Origin of the sequence: Mesorhizobium sp. M0848, assembly GCF_040319805.1 — a bacterium.
In the GTDB taxonomy this organism is placed as follows: Bacteria; Pseudomonadota; Alphaproteobacteria; order Rhizobiales; family Rhizobiaceae; genus Mesorhizobium.
This window is the reverse complement of sequence record NZ_JAMYOM010000005.1, coordinates 140608-165293: the sequence shown is the minus strand read 5'-3', so window position 1 is coordinate 165293 and position 24686 is coordinate 140608. Positions and strand designations below refer to the sequence as shown.

Annotated in this window: 22 protein-coding genes; 17 read left to right on the top strand and 5 right to left on the bottom strand. The window is 63.0% G+C overall.

Translation table 11 applies throughout. From position 1 onward, the window contains the following. The first annotated feature begins 2 nt into the window (after nucleotides 1-2). The 17 genes from NKH95_RS07440 to curA all read left to right on the top strand — a co-directional run bounded on the left by NKH95_RS07440 (nucleotide 3) and on the right by curA (nucleotide 19409). On the top strand, nucleotides 3-995 hold the full coding sequence (locus tag NKH95_RS07440) for an ABC transporter permease (protein ID WP_352553670.1): 993 nt from the start codon (nucleotides 3-5) through the stop codon (nucleotides 993-995). 238 nt (nucleotides 996-1233) lie between these two features. Further along, on the top strand, nucleotides 1234-2811 hold the full coding sequence (locus NKH95_RS07435; RefSeq protein ID WP_352891265.1) for an ABC transporter substrate-binding protein: 1578 nt from the start codon (nucleotides 1234-1236) through the stop codon (nucleotides 2809-2811). An 18-nt stretch (nucleotides 2812-2829) separates the two neighbouring features. Then, nucleotides 2830-3807 (top strand): ABC transporter permease, encoded by a 978-nt coding sequence (locus tag NKH95_RS07430; RefSeq protein WP_023809082.1) that lies wholly within the window; start codon nucleotides 2830-2832, stop codon nucleotides 3805-3807. A 4-nt stretch (nucleotides 3808-3811) separates the two neighbouring features. Continuing rightward, nucleotides 3812-4654 (top strand): ABC transporter permease, encoded by an 843-nt coding sequence (locus tag NKH95_RS07425; RefSeq protein WP_023809081.1) that lies wholly within the window; start codon nucleotides 3812-3814, stop codon nucleotides 4652-4654. Next, nucleotides 4651-6288: a dipeptide ABC transporter ATP-binding protein gene (locus NKH95_RS07420; protein WP_352610007.1), complete on the top strand. Its 1638-nt coding sequence runs from the start codon at nucleotides 4651-4653 to the stop codon at nucleotides 6286-6288. Before NKH95_RS07425 ends, NKH95_RS07420 begins: the two co-directional genes overlap by 4 nt. 176 nt (nucleotides 6289-6464) lie before the next feature. Then, nucleotides 6465-7517, top strand: coding sequence for an isopenicillin N synthase family dioxygenase (locus tag NKH95_RS07415; RefSeq protein ID WP_023809079.1), 1053 nt, complete (start codon nucleotides 6465-6467; stop codon nucleotides 7515-7517). A 29-nt stretch (nucleotides 7518-7546) separates the two neighbouring features. Next, entirely contained in the window at nucleotides 7547-8872 is a 1326-nt protein-coding gene (locus NKH95_RS07410; protein WP_023809078.1) for an O-acetylhomoserine aminocarboxypropyltransferase/cysteine synthase family protein, read from the top strand. Between the two features lie 60 nt (nucleotides 8873-8932). Next, nucleotides 8933-9967 carry an ABC transporter substrate-binding protein gene (locus NKH95_RS07405; RefSeq protein WP_352891264.1) on the top strand — a complete coding sequence of 345 codons (1035 nt, stop codon included), beginning with the start codon at nucleotides 8933-8935 and terminating at the stop codon, nucleotides 9965-9967. An 11-nt stretch (nucleotides 9968-9978) separates the two neighbouring features. After that, nucleotides 9979-10980 carry an ABC transporter permease gene (locus tag NKH95_RS07400; protein ID WP_352891263.1) on the top strand — a complete coding sequence of 334 codons (1002 nt, stop codon included), beginning with the start codon at nucleotides 9979-9981 and terminating at the stop codon, nucleotides 10978-10980. Next, the gene (locus NKH95_RS07395; protein WP_352795679.1) at nucleotides 10974-11765 is read left to right on the top strand and encodes an ABC transporter ATP-binding protein; all 792 of its coding nucleotides are present in this window, start codon (nucleotides 10974-10976) and stop codon (nucleotides 11763-11765) included. The genes NKH95_RS07400 and NKH95_RS07395 overlap by 7 nt, the downstream gene beginning before the upstream one ends. Then, complete coding sequence (locus NKH95_RS07390; RefSeq protein WP_023809074.1) at nucleotides 11762-12100, top strand: hypothetical protein; 339 nt, start codon at nucleotides 11762-11764, stop codon at nucleotides 12098-12100. Before NKH95_RS07395 ends, NKH95_RS07390 begins: the two co-directional genes overlap by 4 nt. 2 nt (nucleotides 12101-12102) lie before the next feature. Beyond that, complete coding sequence (locus NKH95_RS07385) at nucleotides 12103-13122, top strand: isopenicillin N synthase family dioxygenase (protein WP_128302598.1); 1020 nt, start codon at nucleotides 12103-12105, stop codon at nucleotides 13120-13122. A gap of 445 nt (nucleotides 13123-13567) precedes the next feature. Then, nucleotides 13568-14590 carry an amino acid ABC transporter substrate-binding protein gene (locus NKH95_RS07380; RefSeq protein ID WP_127293017.1) on the top strand — a complete coding sequence of 341 codons (1023 nt, stop codon included), beginning with the start codon at nucleotides 13568-13570 and terminating at the stop codon, nucleotides 14588-14590. Nucleotides 14591-14648: 58 nt separating this feature from the next. Further along, on the top strand, nucleotides 14649-15797 hold the full coding sequence (locus NKH95_RS07375; RefSeq protein ID WP_352553657.1) for an amino acid ABC transporter permease: 1149 nt from the start codon (nucleotides 14649-14651) through the stop codon (nucleotides 15795-15797). Further along, the gene (locus tag NKH95_RS07370; protein WP_032908639.1) at nucleotides 15794-16876 is read left to right on the top strand and encodes an amino acid ABC transporter permease; all 1083 of its coding nucleotides are present in this window, start codon (nucleotides 15794-15796) and stop codon (nucleotides 16874-16876) included. Before NKH95_RS07375 ends, NKH95_RS07370 begins: the two co-directional genes overlap by 4 nt. Nucleotides 16877-17042: 166 nt before the next feature. Continuing rightward, a complete protein-coding gene (locus NKH95_RS07365; protein ID WP_352440725.1) occupies nucleotides 17043-18365 on the top strand; it encodes an LLM class flavin-dependent oxidoreductase in 1323 nt (440 codons plus the stop codon). Nucleotides 18366-18389: 24 nt separating this feature from the next. After that, nucleotides 18390-19409, top strand: coding sequence for an NADPH-dependent curcumin/dihydrocurcumin reductase (gene curA, locus NKH95_RS07360; RefSeq protein ID WP_352440724.1), 1020 nt, complete (start codon nucleotides 18390-18392; stop codon nucleotides 19407-19409). A 169-nt stretch (nucleotides 19410-19578) separates the two neighbouring features. Here the strand turns inward: curA and NKH95_RS07355 are convergent, their stop codons facing one another. From NKH95_RS07355 to NKH95_RS07335, 5 genes are read right to left on the bottom strand one after another with little or no spacing between them, the layout of a single operon-like run. After that, complete coding sequence (locus NKH95_RS07355) at nucleotides 19579-20895, bottom strand: aspartate aminotransferase family protein (RefSeq protein WP_352440723.1); 1317 nt, start codon at nucleotides 20893-20895, stop codon at nucleotides 19579-19581. Next, a complete protein-coding gene (locus NKH95_RS07350; protein WP_352440722.1) occupies nucleotides 20892-21659 on the bottom strand; it encodes an N-formylglutamate amidohydrolase in 768 nt (255 codons plus the stop codon). The genes NKH95_RS07355 and NKH95_RS07350 overlap by 4 nt, the downstream gene beginning before the upstream one ends. Continuing rightward, a complete protein-coding gene (locus tag NKH95_RS07345) occupies nucleotides 21659-22981 on the bottom strand; it encodes a type I glutamate--ammonia ligase (protein ID WP_352440721.1) in 1323 nt (440 codons plus the stop codon). The genes NKH95_RS07350 and NKH95_RS07345 overlap by 1 nt, the downstream gene beginning before the upstream one ends. After that, nucleotides 22978-23625, bottom strand: coding sequence for a cysteine hydrolase family protein (locus NKH95_RS07340; RefSeq protein WP_023809063.1), 648 nt, complete (start codon nucleotides 23623-23625; stop codon nucleotides 22978-22980). Before NKH95_RS07340 ends, NKH95_RS07345 begins: the two co-directional genes overlap by 4 nt. Further along, on the bottom strand, nucleotides 23622-24560 hold the full coding sequence (locus NKH95_RS07335; protein WP_023809062.1) for a MurR/RpiR family transcriptional regulator: 939 nt from the start codon (nucleotides 24558-24560) through the stop codon (nucleotides 23622-23624). Before NKH95_RS07335 ends, NKH95_RS07340 begins: the two co-directional genes overlap by 4 nt. Nucleotides 24561-24686 lie beyond the last annotated feature (126 nt).

The window sequence follows — 24686 nt, the reverse complement described above, 5'->3', positions numbered from 1 at the left end:
CCATGATCCGGCATACAGGCAGGCTGATCTTCCGGGCGCTCTCGACGCTGCTGATCGTGCTGGTGATTGCATTCTTCATCACCCGCATAGCCTACCGCAATCCGGCCGCCATGCTGGCGCCGCGCAACGCCAGCCAGCAGGCGATCGATGCCATAGCGCACGCGCTGCGGCTCAACGAGCCATGGTATCTGCAGCTTTGGTACTATCTCTACCGCGGCCCCGACATCCAGGGCGCGCCGATGGGGATCGCTCACTGGCCGCCGGCGCTAGGCTACTCCTTCCGCAAGCAGACACCGGTGACCGACCTCATCCTGTCCAAGGTGCCGGTGACGCTTTCGCTCGCCCTTGGTGCAGTCGTCATTTGGATGACGCTGTCGATCCTGCTTGGCGTGATTGCCGCGCGCCGGCAGGGCTCCTGGCTGGACAGGCTGATATCGGGCTTCGCCTATGCGAGCCTGTCGGTGCCGACGTTCCTCTCCGGCATCCTGATCTCCTATTTCCTGTTCTTCCAGCTCTCCAACCATGGGGTCTTCTGGTTTCCAAGCAGCGGTTATGTGCCGCTGACGAAAGATCCGTTCGAATGGGCCCGGCATCTGGCCCTGCCGTGGCTGACGCTGGCACTTGCCGAGATCGGCATTTTCCAGCAGCTGATCCGCGCAAGCATGCTTGAGGTTCTGGGCGAGGACTACATAAGGACGGCGCGCGCCAAGGGTGTTCCGGAATGGCGGGTCTATTACGATCATGCGTTGAAGGCCGCGCTCAACCCGGTGATCACGCTGGGTGGCCTGGAGCTTGCCGTCATCATGGGTGGGGCGATCGTCACGGAGACGATCTTCGGATTGGACGGCGTCGGCCGGCTGGCGATCAACTCGGCGCTTGAAGGCGATTTTCCGGTCGTCATCGGGACGACGATCTTCGCCGCGGCATCGTTCGTGTTCTGCACCTTCGCCGTCGACATCACAACCAGATGGCGCGACCCGGCGAGCCTGTCGTGACCGCCCGCCATCAGGCAATTCGCTCTCATTTCAGCACGGATATTGGGAAAAATATTCGCTCTGGCTGACATCGATGAAGCATGTTCCCTTATCATAATCCCCTTTGTCTATAATCTTAGTGCACAAAGTACGCCGCAACTCGCAAGAGGCAGGTCAGCTGCGCCATCCGGCGGAGCCACACTCCCGCGGAGCGACATCTCAGGCTCCGCGATAAATCATTCGACAAGGTGAATTCACGATGATCTCCCGCCTGTTGCGAACCATCATGCTGTCTCTGGCAGCCACGCTTCTGACGCTGACCGGACTTGCGGCAGAGGAGGCGGGCGGGACGCTCAACCTGATCGTCCAGCCCGAGCCGCCGACGGTCAATATCGGCGTCAACCGTCTCGGGCCGACGACCTATGTCGGCAACAAGATCTACGAGAGCCTGTTGACCTATTCGGCCGATCTGAAGCCGCTGCCGCGCCTGGCGCAAAGCTGGTCGATTTCGGATGATGGCCTCGTCTACACCTTCAACCTGCGCCGCGATGTAAAATGGCATGACGGCCAGCCGTTCACGGCCAAGGACGTGGTGTTCAGCTTCCAGAAGTTTCTGCCGGCACTTCAGGCCCGCTCGCGACTCAACCTGGCGGAGGTGAAGGACATCGCCACGCCGGACGACCACACTGTGGTGTTCACGCTCAAGGCACCGTACCCGGCCTTCATCTACGTCCACAACACCGCCGTGCTGCCGGCCCATCTCTATGAAGGGGTGAGCGACTTTCGCACCGCCGAGGCAAACAGCAAGTTCATCGGCACCGGGCCGTTCAAATTCGCCGAGTGGAAGAAGGGGTCCTTCATCCACCTTGTCCGCAACCCTGACTATTGGGATGCCGGCAAGCCCCATCTGAACGACATCTTCTTCCACGTCATCCCTGACGCCAACAGCCGCGCCATCGCTTTCGAAACCGGTCAGGTGGATGTGCTGCGCGCAGGCGACGTCGAGAACTTCGACATTACGCGGTTGGCCGGGCTCGATGGCGTGCAACTGACCGAGGCAGGCTGGGAATTTCTTCAACCGGTCGGCTACATCCACCTCAACAACCGCCACAAGCCGCTCGACGATGCGCGGGTGCGCCGGGCGATCGCGCATGCGATCGACCGCCAGTTCATCATCGACACGATCTTTGGTGGATTCGGCCACGAGACCAACGGCCCGCTGTCGCGCCTGTCGCGGTTCAAGGACACATCGGTCGAAACGAAATATGAATTCGACCTGGCCAAGGCGAACGCCATCCTCGACGAGGCCGGCCTGAAGCCCGACGCCAACGGCGTGCGCTTCGAACTGCAGTTCGTTCCGCTGCCCTATGGCGAGCTGTGGCAGCGCGAGGCGGAATATGTCCGGGAGGCGCTGGCGTCTGTCGGCATCAAGGTCAACATCGTGGCGACCGACGTGCCGGGCTGGTTCAAGCGGCTGACCACCTTCGACTATGATCTTGCCGAAAACTTTGTCTACACCACCCCTGACCCGGCAATCGGCATCAGCTATGCCTACACCACGCTCGAAGGCGACAATGCGGGCACGACCGGCGGCAATGTGCATGGCTATTCCAACCCCGAGGTCGACAGACTGCTGGCCGACGCCGCCCATGAGAACGACTTCGACAAGCGCAAGGCGCTCTATTCGCAAGCCCAGAAGATCATCTCCGCCGACGTGCCGCTCATCTGGACGCACGACATCGTCTTTCCGACGCTCTACCGAACCAAGGTTCACAATCTGATCGCGACCGGTCTCGGCACAGATGAAAACTTCGCCGATGTCTGGCAGGCGAAATAGCTGGCGGGGCTGGGTAGGATGGATCGTCTTGGCTTCCTGACGGGACGGGCCGCCCGCGCGGTTCTCATCCTGTTTGGGGTTATCGTGCTCAACTTCGTGCTGCTGCGCCTCGCACCGGGAGATGCGGCATCCGTCCTGGCCGGAGACCAGGGTGCGGCCGACCCGGCCTTTGTCGCGGAACTGCGCCACGATCTCGGGCTTGATCGCTCCGTGCCCGAGCAATTGTGGATCTACACCAAGTCGCTGGCGCGTCTCGACTTCGGCCAATCCTACCGCGACCAGCGTCCTGTTGTCGATATCATCGCGGAAAGGCTGCCGGCCACACTGCTTCTGACATTGACCGCCTTTTGCTTTGCGTTGGGGACCGGCATTGCGCTCGGGTCTATCGCCGCTCGGCACGCCGGCAGTCTGCTCGACACCGTGCTGACCGGCATTTCGGTGATGTTCTTTGCCATGCCGCTGTTCTGGACCGGCCTGATGGCGATCCTGCTGTTTTCGGTCTGGCTGAACTGGCTGCCGTCCTACGGCATGCAGACGGTGGGCGAGGGCGGGTCGGATCTCTCGCTTGTCGGGGATGTCGCCGTTCATCTCATTCTTCCGGCTCTGACGCTCGGCCTGTTCTACATGGCCATCTACATGCGCGTGACGCGCGCCTCGGTGCTCGACGTGCTCGATCGCGATTTTGTCCGTACCGCCAGGGCCAAGGGCCTGAAACCGGGATTGATCTGGCGCCAGCATGTGCTGAGGAACGCGCTGCTGCCGATCATCACCTTCGCCTCCTTGCAGGCCGGACAACTGATTGGCGGGTCGATCCTGATCGAGACGGTGTTCGCCTGGCCGGGCGTCGGGCGTCTCGCCTTCGATGCCCTCATGCAGCGGGACTACAACCTCTTGCTGGCGATCTTCTTCATCACCTCGACAATCGTCGTCGTCATCAACCTGGCCGCGGATTTTCTCTACGTTGCCGCCGATCCGCGCATCGAAATGGGAGCTTGAGGCGATGGCCTTGCCGCGAACCCCGTTCCTTAGGCATCCGGGCGCCGTCGCCGGCGCGCTGATCCTGATCGCGATCCTCCTGATGGCGATCTTCGCCGGTATCCTCTTTCCGGGCGATCCCTGGCGCATGGTTGCGCGCCCGAACCTGCCGCCCTTCAGCCCGGGTCATCTGTTCGGCACCGACATGCTCGGCCGTGATCTTGCGGCCGGCATCGCCCACGGGGCGCAGGTCACGCTGCTGATCGCTCTGGCGGTGACGCTGCTCGCCGTCGCCTTCGGCACGGCGATAGGTGCTGTCGCCGGCTATTTCGGCGGCTGGGTCGACGACGTCGCCATGCGGTTCACCGAGTTCTTCCAGACCATCCCGAGCTTCCTGCTGACGGTCGTCATCGTTGCGATCGTCGCGCCTTCGCTGGCTTCGATCATCCTGGCCATCGCAATCGTCAGCTGGCCGCAGATCGCCCGGCTGGTCCGGGCCGAGGTGCTGAGCCTCGTCAACCAGGACTTCGTGCGGGCGGCACGGGTTGGCGGGCTGTCGACTGCCCGGATCATCTGGGGGCACATCCTTCCCAACGTGCTGTCGCCCGTGATCGTTGCCGCTTCGTTGATGACGGCGACCGTCATCCTGATCGAATCGGGCATCAGCTTCCTTGGTCTGGGCAATCGCGAGTTCGTCTCCTGGGGCTATCTGCTCGGCACCGGCAGGACCGCCTTTCGCGTCAACTGGTGGCTGTCGACCATTCCGGGCCTGGCGATCTTCCTCACCGTTCTTTCCCTGAACCTCGTCGGCGACGGCCTGAACCATTGGCTCAACCCTCGCAACAGCAATCGCGGTGGGCGCGCATGACGGCTCTGGTCGAGATCGCGGGTCTCTCCATCGCCTTGCCGGAGCACGCCGATCGAGCATTGGCCGTCGAAGACGTGTCGTTGCGTATCGATCGTGGCGAAGTGCTCTGCCTGGTCGGCGAATCCGGGTCCGGCAAATCGGTATTGGCCGCGGCCATTGCCGGCCTGTTGCCTGCCAAGCAGCTCCGGATCGCCGCCGGTGCGATCCGTTTCGATGGCCGCGACATTGCCGGGATCAGCGAGGCTTCGTTCCGCCTGTTGCGCGGCAAGCGCATTGGCTTCATCTTCCAGGAACCGATGAGCGCGCTCAATCCGGTGCTGACCATCGGCCGCCAGATCGAGGAAGCGCTCGCCGCGCATGATGGCGGCGACCGCAAGGCGCGCACCGCTCGCGTGCTGGAACTGGCGCGGGCAACCAGGCTTCCGGATCCCGAGACGATCATTCACCGTTACCCGCACCAGCTCTCGGGCGGACAGCGGCAACGGGTGATGATCGCCATGGCGATCGCCAACGATCCGGACCTGCTGATCGCCGATGAACCCACCACCGCGCTCGACGTCACGACGCAAGCGGAAATCCTGCGGCTGATCCTTGAAATCCGCGAAAGGCTCGGCCTCGCCGTTCTGTTCATCACCCATGATATCGGCGTGGTCGCCGATATCGCCGATCGCGTCGTGGTGATGAAGGAGGGCCGGGTGATTGAGAGCGGCAGAGCAAACGACGTCCTCGAAGCGCCATCGCAGCCCTACACACGCCGCCTGATCGAAGCCGTTCCGGTTCTTCATACCAGTGCAATTCAAAGACGGGACGCAGGGGATCCGTTTCTCGTTGTCCGCGGGCTGAGCAAGACCTATCGTGATCGCCGCGCCCCTTGGCGGCGGCAGGCCTCCGCCACCAGGGCGCTGGACGGTGTCAATTTGACGATTGGGCGCGGCGAGACGGTCGCCCTCGTCGGTGAATCCGGTTCGGGCAAGACGACGCTCGGCCAATGCGTCGTCGGACTGGCCGACTGGGATGAAGGCAGCCTGAGCTTCGACGGTGGCGATCTCGCCGGCACGACACGGGAGCGCACTTTACGTCCGCGTATCCAGATGGTGTTTCAGGATCCGATCGCCTCCCTCAATCCGCGCCATCGCGTCCGCCGCATCCTTACCGAAGCCGCCATAGTCAACGGCCTTTCACGCGAGAGGGCGGAGGAGAGCATGTCCCGCCTCCTTGTCCGCGTCGGACTTGACCCCGGTGCGGCCGATCGTTTCCCGCATGCCTTTTCAGGCGGCCAAAGGCAGCGTATTGGCCTGGCGCGAGCTCTCATGCTTGAGCCCGACCTGCTCGTCGCCGACGAACCGGTCTCGGCCCTGGATGTCTCGATACAGGCGCAGATTCTCGACCTTCTGGCGGAAATCAAACGCGATCTTGGCCTGTCGATGCTGTTCATCACGCACGATCTTCGTGTCGCCTCGGCGATCGCCGACCGCATCGTCGTCATGCAGAGCGGCAAGATCGTCGAGGACGGTCCCGCCGAACAGGTTTTGACACGTCCCGGATCCGACTATGCGCGTGCGTTGCTGGCGGCGGTCCCAGGCCTGTCCTGGGAGCGGAGCCGCAGCCAGATCGACCGGGCCGCCGCGGAATAGGGGCGTGATACCGGTCGCAGGGCAAAATCTACCAATCTTGTAGAATTAACAAAAACGCGCTGTCGGTCTTGCCCGAGCGATACTGGAATTTCCCCACCTGTCACCGAAAGGGATGGCGTTTTCTTTGTTTCCATCGCTTGCGGTGCGACGCTTCGATCACCAAACAAGAGGTCGAAATGAGCAGTTCTGCTGGTAAACAAACGATTCCGGTGCTGGATTTTTCCCGCTATGAAGCCGATCCGGCATCTCGCAAAGAATTCATCGAGGGACTGCGGCGCGCTGCACGCGATGTTGGCTTTTTTTACCTGACCGGACATGGCATCGCACAATCGCTGATTGACGATGTGCTTGGCACGTCACGACGTTTCTTTGCCTTGCCGGACAAGGACAAGCTCCAGATAGAGATGGTCAACTCGCCGCATTTCCGCGGCTACAACCGGATTGGACAGGAACTGACGAAAGGCCAGAGGGACTGGCGCGAGCAGGTCGACATCGGCTCGGAGGCACCGGCGCTGCCGCGCAATGCCTCGTTGCCGGCCTGGACGCGCCTGCAGGGACCAAACCAATGGCCGACCGCCTTGCCCGAGCTGAAGCCGCTTCTGCTGGAGTGGCAGGATCGCCTCACCGATCTTTCGACGCGCCTGCTGAAAGCCTTTGCCATTGTCCTGGAGCAGGATGAGGGTGCTTTCGAAGCCATCTATGCCGGCACGCCGAACCACCTCATCAAGATCATCCGCTATCCCGGCCGTGACGCGACCGAAAGCGAGCAAGGCGTCGGTGCGCACAAGGACAGCGGCTTCCTGACGCTCCTGCTGCAGGAAAGGCAGAAGGGGCTGCAGGTCGAAAGCGCCGATGGCGATTGGATTGACGCCGAGCCGCGCGCCGGCACCTTTGTCGTCAACATCGGCGAACTGCTGGAAATGGCGACCGATGGCTACCTGAAGGCCACCGTGCACCGGGTCGTAACGCCGCCAGCCGGCACCGACCGGCTGTCGGTCGCCTTCTTCCTCGGCGCTCCGTTCGATGCCGAGATTCCGCTCCTGGATTTGGCGCCGCACCTGAAGGCGCAGGCGAACGGGGTCACCCGCGATCCGCAGAATCCGCTCTACCGCAATTCCGGGCAAAACGCGCTGAAGAGCCGGTTGCGTTCGCATCCCGACGTCGCGCGGCGCCATCACGCCGATCTGCTGGCCGTCCAGGCACGCGCCGAAGCTGTCCCGGTCGCTTGACCGCCACAACCATCAGGAAGGAACGATAAATGACCCTGGAAAATCTTTCTCCCGAGACCCTTGCCCTTCACGGCGGCTCCTGGCGCGCCGATCCCGCCACCGGCGCCGTTGCCGTACCTATTTACCAGACCACGTCTTACCAGTTCCAGGACACCGGCCATGCCGACCGGCTGTTCGCCCTCGATGAGATCGGCCATATCTACACGCGCGTCTCGAACCCGACGCAGGATGCGCTGGAGACCCGCATCGCGGCGCTGGAAGGGGGTGCTGCTGCCCTTCTTGTGTCCTCCGGCCAGGCGGCTTCAGCCTATTCGGTGCTGAATCTTGCCGGCGCCGGCGACAACATCGTCTCCGCCACCGATCTCTATGGCGGCACCTGGGCCCTTTTTGCCGCGACCCTGAAGCACCTGGGGGTGGAAGTACGGTTCGTCGATCCGTCCGACCCTGAGAATTTCCGCCGTGCCACCGATGCGCGGACACGCGCCTACTATGCGGAATCGCTGCCCAATCCGAAGCTGCAAGTCTTCCCGATCAAGGAAGTCGCTGACATCGGCCGGTCGCTCGGCGTGCCGTTGATCGTCGACAACACCGCGGCACCGCTGAGCATCAGGCCGTTCGACCATGGCGCGGCTGTCGTGGTCTATTCGGCGACGAAATACATTGGCGGCCACGGAACCTCGATCGGCGGCATCGTCATCGATGGCGGCAACTTCCCATGGGAAGACCATGCCGAACGCTTCCCGACGCTGAACCAGCCCGATCCAAGCTATCACGGCAAGGTTTGGGTCGAGGCGGCCAAAGCGCTTGGACCGGTGGCGTATGTACTGCGCATCCGCACCGTGCTTCTGCGCGACGTCGGTGCCGCGATCAGCCCGTTCAATGCCTTCCAGCTGCTGCAGGGCCTGGAGACGCTGCCCTTGCGCCTCCGTCAACACAATGAGAACGCCATCAAGGTGGCGGAGTTTCTGCGCGGTCATCCAAAGGTAAGCAACGTCATCTTCCCACGCTACCAAAGCGGCGAGAGCAAGCGCCGGGCCGACGCCTATTTCCGTCAGGGCAGCTACGGCGCGCTGGTCGGGTTCGAACTCAAGGATGGCCGCGAGGCTGGACGTTCCTTCATCAACGGGTTGAAGCTGCTCTATCACGTCGCCAACATCGGCGATGCGCGCTCGCTGGCTATCCATCCATCGACCACGACCCACTCGCAGCTTTCGCCGGAAGAGCAGCTCGCGACCGGCGTGACGCCCGGTTATGTCAGGCTTTCCGTCGGCATCGAGCATCCCGACGACATCATTCGCGATCTTGAACAGGCGCTCGATCAGGCCGTCGGCGATCGCGAATTGAAGGCCGCCTGAGGCATTTCTGCTGGCGAACAAATCGTCGGCTCCACATCGATCCGGTCACAGGAGGGTACAATGACTTCCAGCAGGAAAATCGGGGCAACATCGAAGATCTCGCGGCGCGGCGTGTTGCGCGCCGCCGGCACACTCGGTGTTGGCGCCGCGGCTGTGGCCCTGCTCGCCAGGCCGACCAGCTACGCCATAGCCGGCAATGCGACCAAGGTGCGGTTATCATGGACCGAGTTCGCGGCCTGCCATTCGCCGATCGCCTTCGCCCTTTCGAAGGGCATCTATGCCAGGCATGATCTCGACATCGAACTCTACTATCAAGGTGCCAGCGGCCAGACGCTGATCCAGTCGATCGCCACCAACAAGACGGATGCCGGCGCCGGCTTGCTCTATGACTGGGTCAAGCCGTTGGAGCAGGGGCTGGACGTCAAGCTGTTCGTCGGCTCACATGGCGGCTGTACAAGGCTGCTGGCGTCCAAGGCCTCCGGCGTCACCACGCTCGAAGGTCTGAAGGGCAAGACCATCGTCTCCTACGACGTCGCCAGCCCGCCAAAGCACTCCTTCCAGGTTGCGCTGGCCAAGGCAGGTCTCGATCCCGAAAATGATGTGAACTGGCTCAACGTGCCGTTCGATCTGGTCGGCGAAACGGTTGGCAAGGGTCAGGCCGATGCGCTGGCGCATCTCGATCCGTGGGCCTATTCCCACAAGAAGAAGTTCGACCTTGTGGAAATCGCCAACACGCAAACCGGCTTGTTCGAAGGTGCAGTCTGCTGTGTGCTTGGCGTCAATTCGGCTTTCTTGGATGCCAACAAGGATGCCATCCGGCGGTTGGCCGAGGCCGACATCGAGATCCACGAATATGCCGCGGCGCATCCAGATGAGGTGGCAAAGTGGTTCGTCGACAATCTCAACCCGGGCTTCCCCTTTGAAGATATTCGCGACGAGATTGCGTCATGGGTGTTGCACAACCATCCGGTCGGCAAGGACCTGCAGGATCAGGTGAAGCATGCGGCCGCTGATCTGTCGCTGATCAAGGTGCTCGATCCCACCACCGACCCGGCGGAACTCGCGCAGCGGGTGACGGTCGACATTCTGGCCTGACGGTTGCGGTGATGAGCGCAGCGATCGACGAGGACGCAGGCGAAAAGAGTGTTTCTTCCGCTTCTGCCGGGCCCGTGTGGAAGCACGGGCTCTATGCCGCCTCGGCTTGGCTGCTCGCTGCCGTTGTCACGATTGCCTTCCCCGATGTCGTTCCGTGGGGTAGCCGCGATGTCTTCGTCGCCCTGCTGGTCGCCGGAGCGATGATCCTGGCCGGTCTTGCATTCAGCGTCGAAAAGCTTGGCGGATTTGGCCGCGGGCTGACGCACTACGGTCCATGGCTGATTGTGCTGGGCCTTTGGTTCGCGGTCTGGGAGTTGATCACCGCCAAGCTCGGCTGGATGCCGAAACCATTCTTCACGCCGCCGCACGGCCTCCTGCATGTCTATATCGTCGACTGGCAACGCATCCTCATCTGCATCGCTTACACCGCGCGGCTGTGGACGATCGGGTTCTTCAGCGGCATCATTGTCGGCTTCATCGGCGGCGTGGCGCTAGGCTGGTCCAAAACCTTCGCCTATTGGGGCATGCCGGTGCTGAAGCTGATCGGGCCGGTGCCGGCGAGCGCCTGGATTCCGGCAACCTTCTTCCTGTTCCCGACGACATTCCAGGCCAGCCTGTTCCTTGTCGCGCTTGCATCCGGCATACCGGTCGCGATCCTGACCGCGTCGGGCGTCAACTCGGTCAACCGCTCCTTCTACGACGTGGCGCGTACGCTTGGCGCCAGCAGCCGCTATCTGGTTCTTCGCGTGGCGATACCGGCCGCTCTGCCGCATGTCTTCGTCGGCCTGTTCATGGGGCTCTATTATTCCTTTGCCGTGCTGGTGGTCGCCGAAATGCTCGGCGCGAAATACGGTCTGGGCTGGTATCTGCAGTTCCAGACGGCCTATTCGGCCTACGCCAACGTCTACGCGATGCTGATCGTCATGGCATTGCTCTGCTCGGGTCTGGTCAAGCTGCTGTTCGTCGCGCGCGACCGGCTGCTCGGTTGGCAGAAGGGTGTCGTACAATGGTAGCCTTCGGCACCACTCGCGTCGCGGTCGATAACTCTGCCGGTCTTTCCGTCGACTTTCACGGCGTCTCGCATCAGTACGATCTGGATGGGCAACCCTTGCCGGTGCTGCGCCAGATCGACCTGGCCGTGGCGCCAGGCGAGTTCGTGGCGCTGCTCGGTCCGTCCGGCTGCGGCAAGTCGACCCTGCTGCGGCTGGCGGCAGGGCTGGAACGGCCAAGCAGCGGTGAGGTGCTGGCAAACGGGACAATCGTCGCCAGACCGGATCCGTCGCGCGTCCTGGTGTTTCAGGACCCGACGCTGTTTCCGTGGCGGACCGTTCGCGACAATGTCGCCATCGGGCCGGAAGCGCGCGGCGTCCTGCCTGGCAGTCAGAAGCGGATCGATGGTGCGCTTCGCCTGGTCAAGCTCGAGGCTTTCGCCTCCGCCTTTCCGCACCAGCTGTCCGGCGGCATGGCGCAACGCGCCGCGCTGGCGCGTGCCCTGATCAACGACCCGCGCCTGCTGTTGCTCGATGAGCCGCTGGGCCGGCTGGACTCACTCACCCGGCTGACCATGCAGGAGGAGCTTTTGGCGCTCTGGCGGCAGGCCGGATACACGGTCATTCTGGTCACCCACGATGTCGAAGAGGCGCTGCTGTTGTCCGGGCGCGTCATCGTGCTTACCGAGCGCCCGGCACGCATCAAGGCCGAGGTCGCGGTCGATCTGCCCTACCCCCGGCGGCGTGACGATCCGCGCATCGTAGCCCAACGCCAGCACATCCTCGAGATTCTCGGGTTCTCGGCATGACCGAAAATACGTCGGCATCGGTCAGAAAACTGTTTTCGCCGCGCTGGCTGGAAGCGGCGGGAATTGTCCTGACGCTCATTGCTCTCGTCTGGTGGGCGATCGTCTACGCACAGGTCATGTCGAACACCGGATTTCCAATCGAGCGCACCCTGCCATGTCTGCTGCAGACGTCTGACCGCTGCTCGCTTGCCATGTCGTTGTGCAAGACTTGGCATTTCCTCGGCATCCGGCGCTATTCGCCCGAACTGTTGTGGGCCGGAGCGATCATTTCCAGCTTCGCGCTTCTGTGGGGGAGCTTCATGCAAAATCCAAAGCAGAAAAAAGAAGGAACCTGACCATGCCCAGAATTGTGCCGGTGCTCGATCTGAGCCGTCTCGAACAAGGTGCCTCCGAATATCGTACCTTTCTCCTGGACCTGCGCACGGCGGCGCGAGACGTTGGCTTCTTCTATCTCAGCGGCCACGGAATTTCCGCCTCGGAGATCGACGACGTGCTGGATGCCTCGCGCCGGTTCTTCGCGCTGCCGGAGGCCGACAAGCTGGCGATCGAAATGGTCAAATCCCAGCAGTTCCGCGGCTACACCCGCGCCGGCGGCGAACTGACCAGGGGCGCGGCCGATTGGCGTGAGCAACTCGATTTAGGCGTCGAGCGCCAGCCCATAGCGCAGGGACCTGGAATTGCACCATGGACAAGGTTGCAGGGACCGAACCAGTGGCCGTCTGCACTGCCGGAACTCAAGCCGGCACTGCTTGCATGGCAGGCTAAGGCGACCGCGGTGGCGATTCGGCTGTTGAAAGCTTTCGCACTATCGCTCGATCAGCCCGAGGACGCCTTCGACGCGATCTACCGGGACTCGCCCAATCATCGCATGAAGATCGTGCGTTATCCCGGCCGTGACGCGACCGAAGGCGACCAGGGCGTCGGCGCGCACAAGGATGGCGGTTTCCTGACACTGCTGCTGCAGGACGACAACAAGGGGCTGCAGGTCGAATATGACGGAAGCTGGGTGAATGTGGATCCGCTGGCGGGAACGCTGGTCGTCAACATCGGCGAACTGCTCGAACTGGCATCGAATGGATATCTGCGGGCCACCGTGCACCGCGTCGTGACGCCGCCTGCCGGCGTCGAGCGGATTTCTGTCCCCTTCTTCTTCAGCGCGCGGCTCGATGCGACCATCCCGCTTCTCGGCCTTTCCGAGGAACTGGCGGCGCAGGCGCGCGGACCGGCAAGCGATCCCGACAACCCGTTGTTCCGCGATGTCGGAACCAACGTGCTCAAAAGCCGGCTGCGTTCACATCCCGACGTGGCACGCCGCCACTACGCTGATCTCCTCCAGACCGGAACCGCGGGCTCGTAACGGCTGCTGAGCACGAATTTTTGCTCATTTGTATATTTTTGGAATTCCATTCGTCGCCAAGTAACCAAAATAGGCTCAAACAGGTAAAATCGTTCGGCGGTTTCCTCCCATTCCGCTGAACGGTGTTCCCCTCTGAAGGTTTAACCTTCTTTTGGCCGGGCCGTATTCGAGCCCGGCCATTTTTTTGTCCCGGGATATTCTTCTTCAGCCGCGCTGGAACGTGTCTTTCGCGAGGGAACACATTCGGGAACGGTGCAGGTTCGCATTCGCCGCCAATGGGCATTTTCGAAGCAATCTGCTTTCCGGACAGGCAGAAAATTGGATTGCCGTTCCTTAGTCTACAAAAATTATAGAGTTAACTTCGGGGCAGTCGAACAGAGCGGGGGACGTTCCGCGATCGGCTGACAACAATGAACCTCAGGAGTTGACTGACATGACGATTGCAATGCGGCTTGGCGCCGGTTGGAGGACGGCACTGGCGACGACGCTGGTGGTGGCGGCGGGATTGTTTTCGACCGCGACCTATGCGGGCCCGACGCTCGACAAGATCAAGGAGCGTGGCTCCATCAAGGTCGGTGTCGGCACGACACCCGGTTTCTTCTCGCCGGACAGCAACGGTCGCTGGCAAGGCTTCTTCGCCGACTATGGACGCGCCCTGGCGATCACTGTCTTTGGCGACCCGGACAAGGTGGAGTTCACCAACTCTTCGCCGCAGCAGCGCCTGCCGGCGCTCCAGGCCGGTGAGTTCGACATTCTGCTGTCGGGCGTGACGGTAACGATCACGCGTGCCTTCCAGCTCGGCTTCCATTTCGGTCCGACGGTTTTCTACGACGGCCAGGGCATCCTTGTGCGCAAGGACCTCGGCGTCACCAAGGCTGCCGACCTGGACGGTGCCACGATCGGCGTTCAGAGCGGTACGACCGGCGAGTTGAACATCGCCGATTTCTTCCGCAAGACCGGCAAGAAGTTCACACCGGTGACGATCGAGGATACCGGCGAATTCATCAACGCACTGGAGACAGGGCGCGTCGACGCCATCACGCAGGACTCGTCCGATCTCGTTGGCAAGCGCACCCAGCTGAAGAAGCCCGATGACTACATTATCCTGCCCGAGCGGCTGTCGAAGGAGCCGCTCGCACCGGCAATCGCCGGTGGCGACGACCGCTGGCTCGAAATCGTCAACTGGACGGTCAACGCAACCATCCAGGCCGAGGAATGGGGCATCACCAGCAAGAATGTCGACGAGTTCCTGAAATCGCCGGATCCGGCCATCCAGCGCTTTCTCGGCGTAGACCCGTCGCTCGCCCAGGCGATCGGCCTCGATCCGAAATGGGCCTATAATATCGTCAAGACCGTCGGCAATTACGGCGAAATCTATGACCGGAACCTGAAACCGCTCGGTTGGGAGCGCGGCTACAACAGCCTGTGGACCAACGGTGGTCTGCTGTACTCACCGCCGTTCCGCTGAGACCCTTCAGCCAATGTCATTGACGGACGAAACCGTGCCGGGTCCAGACGGACCCGGCATGTTACGCAAGTTGTCCAGGTGGTGGGGCGACTGGCCGCTGACCCAGATCGCGGTGATCGCGGCTGTCATCGCCCTGTTCTGGCTGCTCGGCCACAACACCGCCGCGACCATGGCGCGCATCGGCATCACGCCGGGGTTCGACTTCCTCGGCAGGCCGGCGAATTTCGAGATCGGCGAGGCGCCGATCGCCTTCAGGGCGGGCGACCCCTATGCGCGCGCGATCCTGGCCGGTCTTCTGAACACGCTGACGGTGGCAGCGCTTGGATGTCTGCTCGCCACGATCCTCGGCGTTGCTCTCGGTGTTGCCGGCCTCTCAGGCAATCTGTTGCTGGCCGCGCTCGTGCGCTGGTATGTCGAGATCGTCCGCAACACGCCGCTTCTGCTTCAGCTGTTCTTCTGGATTTCGCTGGCAAAATCGTTTCCCTCGCCACGCCAGGCGCTCTCGGTCTTCGGCAGTTTCTTCCTCACCAACCGGGGCGTGTTCGTTCCCGGGCTCGCCTTTCATGGTGTGTCGGCGCCGACGCTCTGGCTGCTTGTCGGCCTCGCCTTGGCCTATATGGCTTTCCTTTGGAGGGCGCGGCGCGAGGGCAGCTTGCCTGCCAGGCGGCTGGGCATCGCAACCGCGGGGCTGCTGGCTGGCGTTGTGCTGACCTTTCCTCTAACCGGAGCCGGTGCGAGTTGGGAGATACCGGCGCTGGCTGGCTTCAACATTCGCGGCGGCTACAATCTGACGCCGGAATTCACGGCACTGTTGACGGGCCTGGTGGTCAAGTTTTCGGCGGCAATCGCCGAGATCGTGCGAGCCGGCATCCAGTCGGTCGACCGTGGCCAATGGGAAGCGTCCCGGGCGCTTGGCCTGCACAGCGGCCAGATCATGCGGCTCGTCGTGCTGCCGCAGGCCTTGCGCGTCATCACGCCGCTGACAACTTCCAGCTACCTGGACCTGACCAAGGATTCCAGCCTTGCGGTTGCCATCGGCTACCCTGATCTCGTCAGCATCATCAACACCACCGCCAACACGACCGGGCAGTCGCTGGAAGCGCTGACACTGCTGATAGGCATCTATCTGGCGATCAACCTGTCCGTATCGGCCGCCATGAACCACTACAACCGGCGTGTCGCTCTCAGAGGAATTGCGAGGACATGAGCATCTCCGACGCTGTTTACCTACGACCGTGGCGATCGTCGGCAACGCTGCGGACGTTGAAGATCGGGCTTTTCGGCACCCCGCTCAATTCAGTCATCACCCTGGTTACGGTGGCGTTGCTGGGCTGGATCGTACCGCCACTGCTGCGCTGGGGCGTATTCGACGCGACATGGACCGGAACCTCAGCCGACTGTGCACTCGCCAACGGCGCATGCTGGGCGTTCGTGGGGGCGAAATTCCGCTTCATCCTGTTCGCCTTCTATCCGCCGGCGCTGCAATGGCGCCCGCTCGTCGTCATGGTGCTGCTGCTGGGGCTCCTCGTCATCACCGCTCAGCCGCGATTTTGGCGCAAGGGATTGCTCGTCGCCTGGCCTGTCGTCGTCGTCGCCAGCTGGATCTTGATGTCCGGCACGCTGGTGCCTCCCGCCGTCCCATCGAACCAGTGGGGCGGGCTGGCCGTGACGCTGTTCGTATGGTCGGTCTGCTTCGGACTGGCGACGCCGCTGGCGATCCTGCTCGCCCTGGCGCGGCGTTCCGGCATGGGCGGCCTGCGCACGCTTGCGATCGCCTTTATCGAACTGATGCGTGGCACGCCGATGGTGGCCATCCTCTATGTGGCGATGCTCATCCTGCCAATGGCCATTCCGAATGGCCAGCTGATCGACAAGAATGTCCGGGCGATGATCATGATCACGCTGTTCTGGTCGGCCTATGTCGCCGAGGTCGTTCGTGCCGGCCTCCAGGCAATACCGGCGGGCCAGCACGAGGCCGCGACCGCGCTTGGCCTCGGCTATTGGCGCACGATGCAGCTCGTTGTCCTGCCGCAGGCGCTGCGTCTGGTCATTCCCGGCATGGTCAATCTGGCGATCGGCTTCCTGCTGGCGACATCGCTGCTTGCCGTCATCGGCATTTTCGACCTGCTCAATGCGGCCCGATCCTCGGCGGCCGATCCGCAGTGGCTCGGCTACTACGACGAGGCTTATCTGTTCGCTGCGCTGATCTATTTCGTGCTGTGCTTCGGCGGCTCACGCTACAGCCTCTGGCTGGAGACATATCTGCGCCGGTCGCAGCGACACTGAGCCCATAAAGCTCGCCGGCGGAGCGCTGTGCCATTTTGCGCTGGCGGCGGGGAAGCGAATGCTGCGGAAGCGCGTGGCGGGGGAACGCAATACCTTCCCCGTGCCTTGATGGAGGTCGATCCTCGTCGAGATTTGTTCAATCTCCAACGTCCGAGATATCCGCCACATGACACGAAAACAATTGCGCCTCGGCGCCTTCATGCGCCCCGTCAGTCTGCACACCGGCGCCTGGCGTTACCCGGGCGCCTATCCCGATGCCAATTTCAATTTCGCGCATCTGAAACGCTTCGCCCAGACGCTGGAGGCGGCGAAATTCGACGCGTTCTTCCTGGCCGACCATCTGGCCGTTCTCAACATGCCGATCGAGGCGCTGCGGCGCAGCCACACTGTCACGTCGTTCGAGCCATTCACGCTGCTGTCGGCGCTCGCCGCCGTCACCGACCATATCGGGCTGGTCGCTACCGCATCGACGACGTTCGACGCGCCCTATCATGTTGCCCGCCGCTTCGCCTCGCTGGACCATATCAGCGGCGGACGCGCCGGCTGGAACATCGTCACCACGTCCAACCCTGACGCGGCGCTGAACTTCGGCCTCGACGAGCATGTCGAGCATGATGAGCGTTATCGGCGGGCACGGGAATTCTACGATGTCGTCACCGGCCTGTGGGACAGCTTCGCCGACGATGCATTCATCCGCGACGCCGAAAGCGGGCTCTATTTCGACCCCGCAAAGCTGCATGTGCTTGACCATAAGGGCGAGCATCTTTCGGTGCGCGGTCCGCTCAACATCTCGCGGCCTATCCAAGGCTGGCCGGTCATCGTCCAGGCCGGCGCCTCGGAGGCGGGGCGACAGCTGGCTGCCGAAACGGCGGAAGTCATTTTCGCCGCCCATGCCGATCTCGCCTCGGGGCAGCGTTTCTTCGCCAACGTCAAAGGCCGTGCGGAGAAACTTGGCCGCTCGCGCGACGACATCAAAATCCTGCCCGGTGCCTTTGTCGTGGTCGGCGACAGCGTCGAGGACGCGCAGGCCAAACGGGCTAAGCTCGACAGCCTCGTCTATTACGAGAGCGGCATCGCCTCGCTGTCGATCGCGATCGGACATGATGCGTCCGGTTTTGATCCCGACGCGCCCTTGCCCGAAATCCCCGAGACCAATGCCTCGAAGAGTGGCCGCGAGCGCGTCATCGAACTGGCGCGCGAGGAGAACCTGACCGTTAGGCAGCTTGCGCAAAGGCTGGGCGGCTATTCCGGGCTTGCTTTTGTCGGCACGCCTGAAACAATCGCCGACGAGATGGAGGAATGGCTGGTTGCCGAGGGCTCCGACGGGTTCAACATCATGTTTCCCTACCTGCCGGCAGGGCTCGATGATTTTGCCGAGAAAGTGGTGCCGGAATTGCAACGGCGAGGCATCTTCAGGCGGCAATATGAGGGGTCGACACTGCGCGAGAATCTCGGCCTGAAGCGGCCGCCCAACCGGTTTTTCGAGTAGAACATCCTTCGCGGAGAGGTCTCCATGTCAATCCAGTCCAACACCCGCATCGTGCTCGCGGCGCGACCGCAAGGCCGGCCGAAGCCGGATCATTTCCGCATCGAGACGGTTGACCTTGACCAGCCGGGAGAGGGCGAACTGCTGTTGCAGATCCTTTATCTGTCGCTCGATCCCTATATGCGCGGTCGTATGAACGCCACCAAATCCTATGCCAGGCCGGTCGATGTCGACGGTGTGATGGAGGGCGGCACCGTCGCGCGTGTGATGATCTCTCGCCATCCGGAATTTGCTGAAGGCGACATCGTCCTGTCCCACTCCGGATGGCAGAGTTTTGCATTGTCCGACGGTGTTGGGCTGCGCAAGCTCGATCCCGCGGCGGCGCCCATCACGACCGCACTGGGTGTGCTCGGAATGCCGGGCTTCACCGCCTATGCCGGTCTGCTCACCATCGGACAGCCGAAGCTTGGCGAAACGGTCGTCGTGGCGGCCGCCAGCGGTGCGGTCGGGTCGGCCGTCGGCCAGATCGCGCGCATCAAGGGAGCGCGTGCCGTCGGCATTGCCGGCGGTGCCGAAAAGTGCGCCTTCGTGCGAGACGAGCTGGGCTTTGACGCGGTCGTCGATCACCGGGCCGACGATTTTGCAGAGCAGTTGAAGGCAGCTTGCCCCGGCGGCATCGACATCTATTTCGAGAATGTCGGCGGTCCTGTCTGGGACGCGGTGTTTCCGCTGTTGAACGAGTTTGCGCGTGTGCCGGTCTGCGGGCTGATCGCGCAGTACAACGTCATCGCGGATGCCGGCACCGACCGGTTGCCGACATTGATGCAGCAAGTGCTGCACCGCAGCCTGACGATCAGGGGTTTCATCCAGCGCGAATTTGTCGACCAGCGCCCGGCCTTCTACCGCGAGATGGCCGACTGGATAGCATCCGGCCGGGTTCGATACAGGGAAGATATCGTGGATGGCATCGAAAATGCGCCACAGGCCTTTCTTGGCCTTCTCGAAGGCAGGAATTTCGGCAAGCTGATCGTGCGTATCGCGGAATAGTTGCTGCGCAACAATCAGTCGGGGCTGCCTCGAGCAATTTCAGGAAAAGTGTGAAACGCTTTTCCGTCCGGATTGCGTAAAAACAAGGAGTTAGAGCGGGTCGCCGTTTCCGTGAAACGGTGAACTGCTCTAGGCAATTTCTGCCGCAGCCGTGGCCGCGCCTTTCTGTTCACCACATCATGAAGGAGGCGACGTCCGCGTCCGAGACCTCGCCGGCGTTGACGTCGGCGATCGCCTGGTCGACGATCGCCACGCCCTCCGCCACTTCGTCTTCCGTCAGCGTCAGCGGTGGCATGAACTCCAGCACATTGGCCTTCAACCCGACATAGGTGAAGGCTGCACCCAGCTCATAGCCGCGATAGATGATCTTGGCCGTGGTCGCCGCCGCAACCGGCTCACGTGTCGTGCGGCCCTTGACCAGTTCGACGCCGATGGCAAGGCCGCGCCCGCGCACATCACCGATGATCTCATGCCTGGCGGCAAGGGCTCGCAGCGCGTCGGAAAACAGCATGCCGATCCGCGCCGAGCGCTCGACCAGGCCGTCCGTCTCGATCGTCTTCAGCACCGCGTTGCCGGCCGATGTCGCCACCGGATTGCCGGCGGTTGTCTGCAGCGCGAAGGCCGGCGCATGGTCCATGATCTCCTTAGGGCCGATCACGGCCGACAACGGCAAGCCACCGCCGATGCCTTTGCCGAAGACGACGAGGTCCGGCGTCAGTCCTTCATGCTGGAAGCAGTGCATCATGCCGCTGCGAGCGAGCCCGACCTTGACCTCGTCGACGACAATCTTGATGCCGTGCCTGCGGCAACGCTCCTGCAATGCCTTGAGAAAGCCAGGCGGCGGCACGATCAGCCCGCCATCCGACATCAACGGCTCGATGAACACCGCCGCGACCTGATGCGGCGGGCAGGTGGTCTCGAACTGGTAGTCGAGCAGCGCAAGCACGTCGTCGCTGCTGAAATTCGGTCGGAACGGATCGGGATAAGGCAGCAGAAGCACGCCCGGCCGGGGTAGCGTGTGGGTCATGGCGGTATGGCCGCTGATGCCCATCGAGCCGGAGAGATTTCCGTGATAGGAGCCGATGAACGAGATGAAGCGCGAACGGCCGGTGGCCGCCTGCAGCACGCGCACCGCGCAGTCGTTGGCATCCGACCCGGAATGGCCGAACCAGACGCGCCGTTCGCCTTCTCCGGGCGTAATCGCCAGCAGCCGCTCCGCCAGCGATACGGCGGGCTCGTTCGGGTAGAGCAGCAGGCTGGCGCCGGCCATGTCGCGGATCGACGTCTCGACCGCTTCGACGATGGCCGGATGGCCGTAGCCGAGCACCGCCGGACCGGCCGATCCCGAAAGGTCGAGCAAGGAGCGGCCGTCTTCCTCGATCAGCCGGTTGCCCCGGCCGCCGATGACGCTGAGCGGCGAGAAACGCAGCTTGCCGATCTGGGCGATGGTCGCGGCGTCACGTTCGCGCAAGCTGAGATTGCTCACGACACCTTCTCCGCCTTCTGTGCCGGCAGTGCCGCCGCCAGCCGGTCCGCCCATTCCTCGATGCCGCGCCGTGTCGACAAAAGGTCCTGCCGGATCTCGATGAGGACGGCGGCGATGCCGCGATCATCGCCATGGATGGGCACGGCGTAGTCGGCGTCACGGCTGATCACATAGGGCACGTTGGCCGCGACATTGAGCCCGGCGTCGGTGCGCAGGCCCGAAAGGATCGCTTCGGCGAGATCTCTTGCTTGGTCGTGCAGCACGCCGGCATGCCAGGGTCTGCTGACACCGAGGAAGACCGGCGTGAAGGAATGGATCGTCACGATCCGCGTCCGCCGGCCTGCCTGTGCCCGGCAGTCGAGATGCGCGGTCACCCGGTCATGAAACGGCGAAAAGATGATCTCGGCACGCCGGGTCCGCTCCGTCGCGTCGATGCCGACATTGCCGGGAATGCCGGTATCTTCCGACAGCACCGGAATGCTGCCCTGGGTATTGAGCGGCCGGTTGAGGTCGATCAGCAGCCGGGAGTAGCCGCTGAGGAAAGCTGGTGAATCGAGCTTCGCGGACAGCAGGCGGGTCACCTCGGCGGCGCCGATATCCCAGGCGATGTGGCGCTGCAGATGATTGGCATCGAGGCCGAGCTGTCGATACTCGGCCGGCATGTGGTTGGAGGCATGCTCGCACAACAGCACGATATCGGAACGGCCGTGCTCGTTGAGGACCTCGACGGCCTCCGGCCAATCTTTTTCGGTCCGTGCGGTCATCAATAGAGCGTCCGGTAGAGATCGCAGATGGAGGCCGGATCGAGACCGGCAAGACGCTCGGCTTCATGTCGTTTGAGGCCGACGAAAGTGTCGATGAAGACAGGCGCGAACCATCCCGTCACGGTGCCGTCGGCCAGCAACGCGTCCAGTGCCGCGGGCAGGGTTTCGGGCAGGCGCACTAGACCGAGACTTGCGCGCTCCGCCTCGCTCATCAGCGTCGGGTCGCCGGTGACCAAAGGTGGCGACGGCAGGCCCGCCTTCAGCCCTTCCAGCCCGGCGCGGATAATCGCCGCCAGCGACAGATAGGGATTGCCGGTGGCGTCCGCCGCCCGGTACTCGATATTGTACTGCCGCGCCGGATCGCGCCCCCCCATCGTCACTGTCGGGCAGATGCGCAGCGACGCCTCGCGGTCGCGGTCGGCGAGCCAGGTATAGGACGAACTCCAGCTGTGCGGCTTCAGCCGGTAGAAGGACGACACGCTCGACGCCGTCATCGCGGTCATTCCAGGCAGATGGCGCAGCACGCCGGCACAGAAGGCGCCGGCTTTGGCGGAAAGGCCGCCCGCCAGTGCCGGATCGTATGTCACCGGCTTGCCGGCCTCGTCGACGAAGCTGAAATGGATGTGGACGCCGTTGCCGACGGCAGTTGGCGCGGTTTTGGGCGCGAAGCTCGCACGCCAGCCGGCATTGCGCGCCAGTTCGCGCGTGATTTCGCGGATGGCGACGGCGCGGTCGGCTGCCGTCAGCGCGTCCGCCGGCTCGTGCGTCACCTCGAACTGCTCGTCGCCGAATTCGGCGATGACCACTTCGGGTGCGACGCCGGCCTCCTCCAGCGCCGCCATCAGGTTGGGCGCGAAGGGGTCGGTTCGCCTGAGCGCGGCGAAAGACATCGAATGCGCCGGCGCGAAGCCGCCGTCGGCGACGTTGAATTCATGCTCGAAGGCGGCGATGACCGACAGGCCGGTCGCGGCTTTCAAATCGGCCGACGCCTCTTTGAGCATCGTGCGGGTGCAGCCGAGCCATGGGCTGCCGTCGAGCTCGACGATGTCGCCGGCGACCATGTCGAACGGCGTCGCCGATCCGGTGCGTGTCGTGCGAAAGCGCGCCTTGAGATCGGGGATCAGCCGCAGGTCGCCCGACGAGCCCCAGGGGTTGGGATCGACGATCGAGTTGAACGGCGTCAGCGACAGATTGGCCTGCAGCCAGCCGACCCCGGTCGTGGCGGTCTTCTGCAACTTGCTTTCGGCAACGAAACGGCCCCGCGTGACGGCGGAGAGATCCGTGGTGACGACGGCAACCAGAGGCTCGACGGTCGATGTCATGCCGGTTTTCCCAAAGCGTTGAAGCGGTCGACGACCGTGTCGGTGTCGGCCACCCAGCAGTAGCCGCCGAAGGCCTTGAGCGCGATGTCGTGGCGTTCCTGGGTGATGGTGGCGCAAGCATCCGATACGCAGGTGACGAGATAGCCGCGGTCGGCGCCGTCGCGCACCGCCATGTCGACGCATTGATCGGTCAGCACGCCGACCACGACGAGATAGCGGATGCCGAGGTTCTTGAGGAGATAGTCGACATTGGTCGAATTGAAGATGCCCGACGACGTTTTCGGCAGCATGATCTCGTCGCCAACCGGCGCCAGCGATGCCACCGGCAGTCCCTCGGGGAGGCTGGGTGCAATATGGATCGGCGTCAGCTTGTGGTCGAGCGAGCGGTCGCGGCCGTCTTCGGTCAGGCTCTGGATGATGGTGTGCAGCACCTCGACGCCATTGGCCCGCGCCGCGGCCAGCAGGCGCTCCTGGTTGGGGATCGTCCGCGAGGATGTCTGCCGGTAGAAATAGTGATCGGGGCCACGCTCCGGATGCGACGGATCGGCGCCCGGCTCCAGCCAGATGCGCTGCATGTCGACGAGCAGCAGTGCCGTTTCGCCGGCACGGAAGGCTTCGTCTCGTTTGGGTAGGGCCTGGGTCATGCTTTGTCGTCCTGCTTTGCTGATTTGGGTCCCGGCGTCTTGCGGGGTCCGGGTATCTTGCGCGCGCCGTTCTCTTGCGGGTCGCTGTCGAGCGTCACGGCATTGGCATGTCGCACCCTTTCGAGCCGCTCGATGCGGGCGCGGGCCTCGTCGCCCAGCGTCGAAACGATATGGGCGACCAGCGCCTCCATCTGGGCGATCGCCGGCGCCAGCGTGTCGTAGGGCGAGGCGACTTCGAGCGGGCTGACGATGGTGACTTCGGCGAGATCTGATATCGGCGACAGCCATTGGTCGGTGAACAGGACGATGCGCACATTGAGCGCCGCCGCTTGGCTCGCATAGGCCATCACATCAAGCTGATAGCGGCGATAGTCGAACACGACGAGCACGTCGCGGCGGTCGAGGTCGGCGAGCGTGTCGAAGGTCTGCGGGGAGAGCACACCAAGATCGCGAACCCCGGAGCGAAACTGCACGAGATAGCCGGCCAGCATGCCGGCGATGTGGCGGCTGAACCGGCCGCCAACCAGCACGACCTCGCCCTTGACCTCCATCAGCAGGCGGGCCGCCCGTTCGTATGTCTGGATGGGTGTCGCGGCGGTGGCTTTCTGCAAGGCCGTGGTGACGCTATCGAGATAGGCCAGCACGGCGCTGTCGTTGGAACCGCTCTGCCGCTTGGCCTCCATCATCAGCAGCGGCGAGTGCAGTCTTGCCTCGACTTCGGCCAGAAGCTTCGCCTGGAAATCCGGAAACCCTTCATAGCCGAGTTTTACGACCAGCCTCACCACGGTCGGATCGCTGACGCCAGCGCGCCGCGCAAGCGACGAAGCGGTGCCGAGGCCGGAGGTCGGATAGTCCGTCAACAGCAGCCGGACGATCTTCTCTTCCGACGGCGTCAGCGCAAGATCCCCGCGCATCAGAACATCGCGTATCGCCATGGGCCTCCCCGAAATCCATGTTCTCTTGTTTTGTCGAGTTTATTACAGAGATTTAAATCTTGGTCAACAATGAAGAGATGTTGACATTGTGTGATCGCTGGCCCTACCTTGTCGGAAAGCAGCCAA

What these genes read in the sequence shown, in the direction of transcription:
- NKH95_RS07440 (WP_352553670.1), top strand. Translation starts at nt 3, where the DNA reads ATGATCCGGCATACAGGCAGGCTGATCTTCCGGGCGCTCTCGACGCTG.
- NKH95_RS07385 (WP_128302598.1), top strand. Translation starts at nt 12,103, where the DNA reads ATGCCCAGAATTGTGCCGGTGCTCGATCTGAGCCGTCTCGAACAAGGT.
- NKH95_RS07375 (WP_352553657.1), top strand. Translation starts at nt 14,649, where the DNA reads ATGTTACGCAAGTTGTCCAGGTGGTGGGGCGACTGGCCGCTGACCCAG.
- NKH95_RS07345 (WP_352440721.1), bottom strand. Translation starts at nt 22,981, where the DNA reads ATGACATCGACCGTCGAGCCTCTGGTTGCCGTCGTCACCACGGATCTC.
- NKH95_RS07340 (WP_023809063.1), bottom strand. Translation starts at nt 23,625, where the DNA reads ATGACCCAGGCCCTACCCAAACGAGACGAAGCCTTCCGTGCCGGCGAA.
- NKH95_RS07370 (WP_032908639.1), top strand. Translation starts at nt 15,794, where the DNA reads ATGAGCATCTCCGACGCTGTTTACCTACGACCGTGGCGATCGTCGGCA.
- NKH95_RS07400 (WP_352891263.1), top strand. Translation starts at nt 9,979, where the DNA reads ATGAGCGCAGCGATCGACGAGGACGCAGGCGAAAAGAGTGTTTCTTCC.
- NKH95_RS07415 (WP_023809079.1), top strand. Translation starts at nt 6,465, where the DNA reads ATGAGCAGTTCTGCTGGTAAACAAACGATTCCGGTGCTGGATTTTTCC.
- NKH95_RS07350 (WP_352440722.1), bottom strand. Translation starts at nt 21,659, where the DNA reads ATGACCGCACGGACCGAAAAAGATTGGCCGGAGGCCGTCGAGGTCCTC.
- NKH95_RS07380 (WP_127293017.1), top strand. Translation starts at nt 13,568, where the DNA reads ATGCGGCTTGGCGCCGGTTGGAGGACGGCACTGGCGACGACGCTGGTG.
- NKH95_RS07425 (WP_023809081.1), top strand. Translation starts at nt 3,812, where the DNA reads ATGGCCTTGCCGCGAACCCCGTTCCTTAGGCATCCGGGCGCCGTCGCC.
- NKH95_RS07435 (WP_352891265.1), top strand. Translation starts at nt 1,234, where the DNA reads ATGATCTCCCGCCTGTTGCGAACCATCATGCTGTCTCTGGCAGCCACG.
- NKH95_RS07405 (WP_352891264.1), top strand. Translation starts at nt 8,933, where the DNA reads ATGACTTCCAGCAGGAAAATCGGGGCAACATCGAAGATCTCGCGGCGC.
- curA (WP_352440724.1), top strand. Translation starts at nt 18,390, where the DNA reads ATGTCAATCCAGTCCAACACCCGCATCGTGCTCGCGGCGCGACCGCAA.
- NKH95_RS07390 (WP_023809074.1), top strand. Translation starts at nt 11,762, where the DNA reads ATGACCGAAAATACGTCGGCATCGGTCAGAAAACTGTTTTCGCCGCGC.
- NKH95_RS07430 (WP_023809082.1), top strand. Translation starts at nt 2,830, where the DNA reads ATGGATCGTCTTGGCTTCCTGACGGGACGGGCCGCCCGCGCGGTTCTC.
- NKH95_RS07335 (WP_023809062.1), bottom strand. Translation starts at nt 24,560, where the DNA reads ATGGCGATACGCGATGTTCTGATGCGCGGGGATCTTGCGCTGACGCCG.
- NKH95_RS07365 (WP_352440725.1), top strand. Translation starts at nt 17,043, where the DNA reads ATGACACGAAAACAATTGCGCCTCGGCGCCTTCATGCGCCCCGTCAGT.
- NKH95_RS07410 (WP_023809078.1), top strand. Translation starts at nt 7,547, where the DNA reads ATGACCCTGGAAAATCTTTCTCCCGAGACCCTTGCCCTTCACGGCGGC.
- NKH95_RS07420 (WP_352610007.1), top strand. Translation starts at nt 4,651, where the DNA reads ATGACGGCTCTGGTCGAGATCGCGGGTCTCTCCATCGCCTTGCCGGAG.
- NKH95_RS07395 (WP_352795679.1), top strand. Translation starts at nt 10,974, where the DNA reads ATGGTAGCCTTCGGCACCACTCGCGTCGCGGTCGATAACTCTGCCGGT.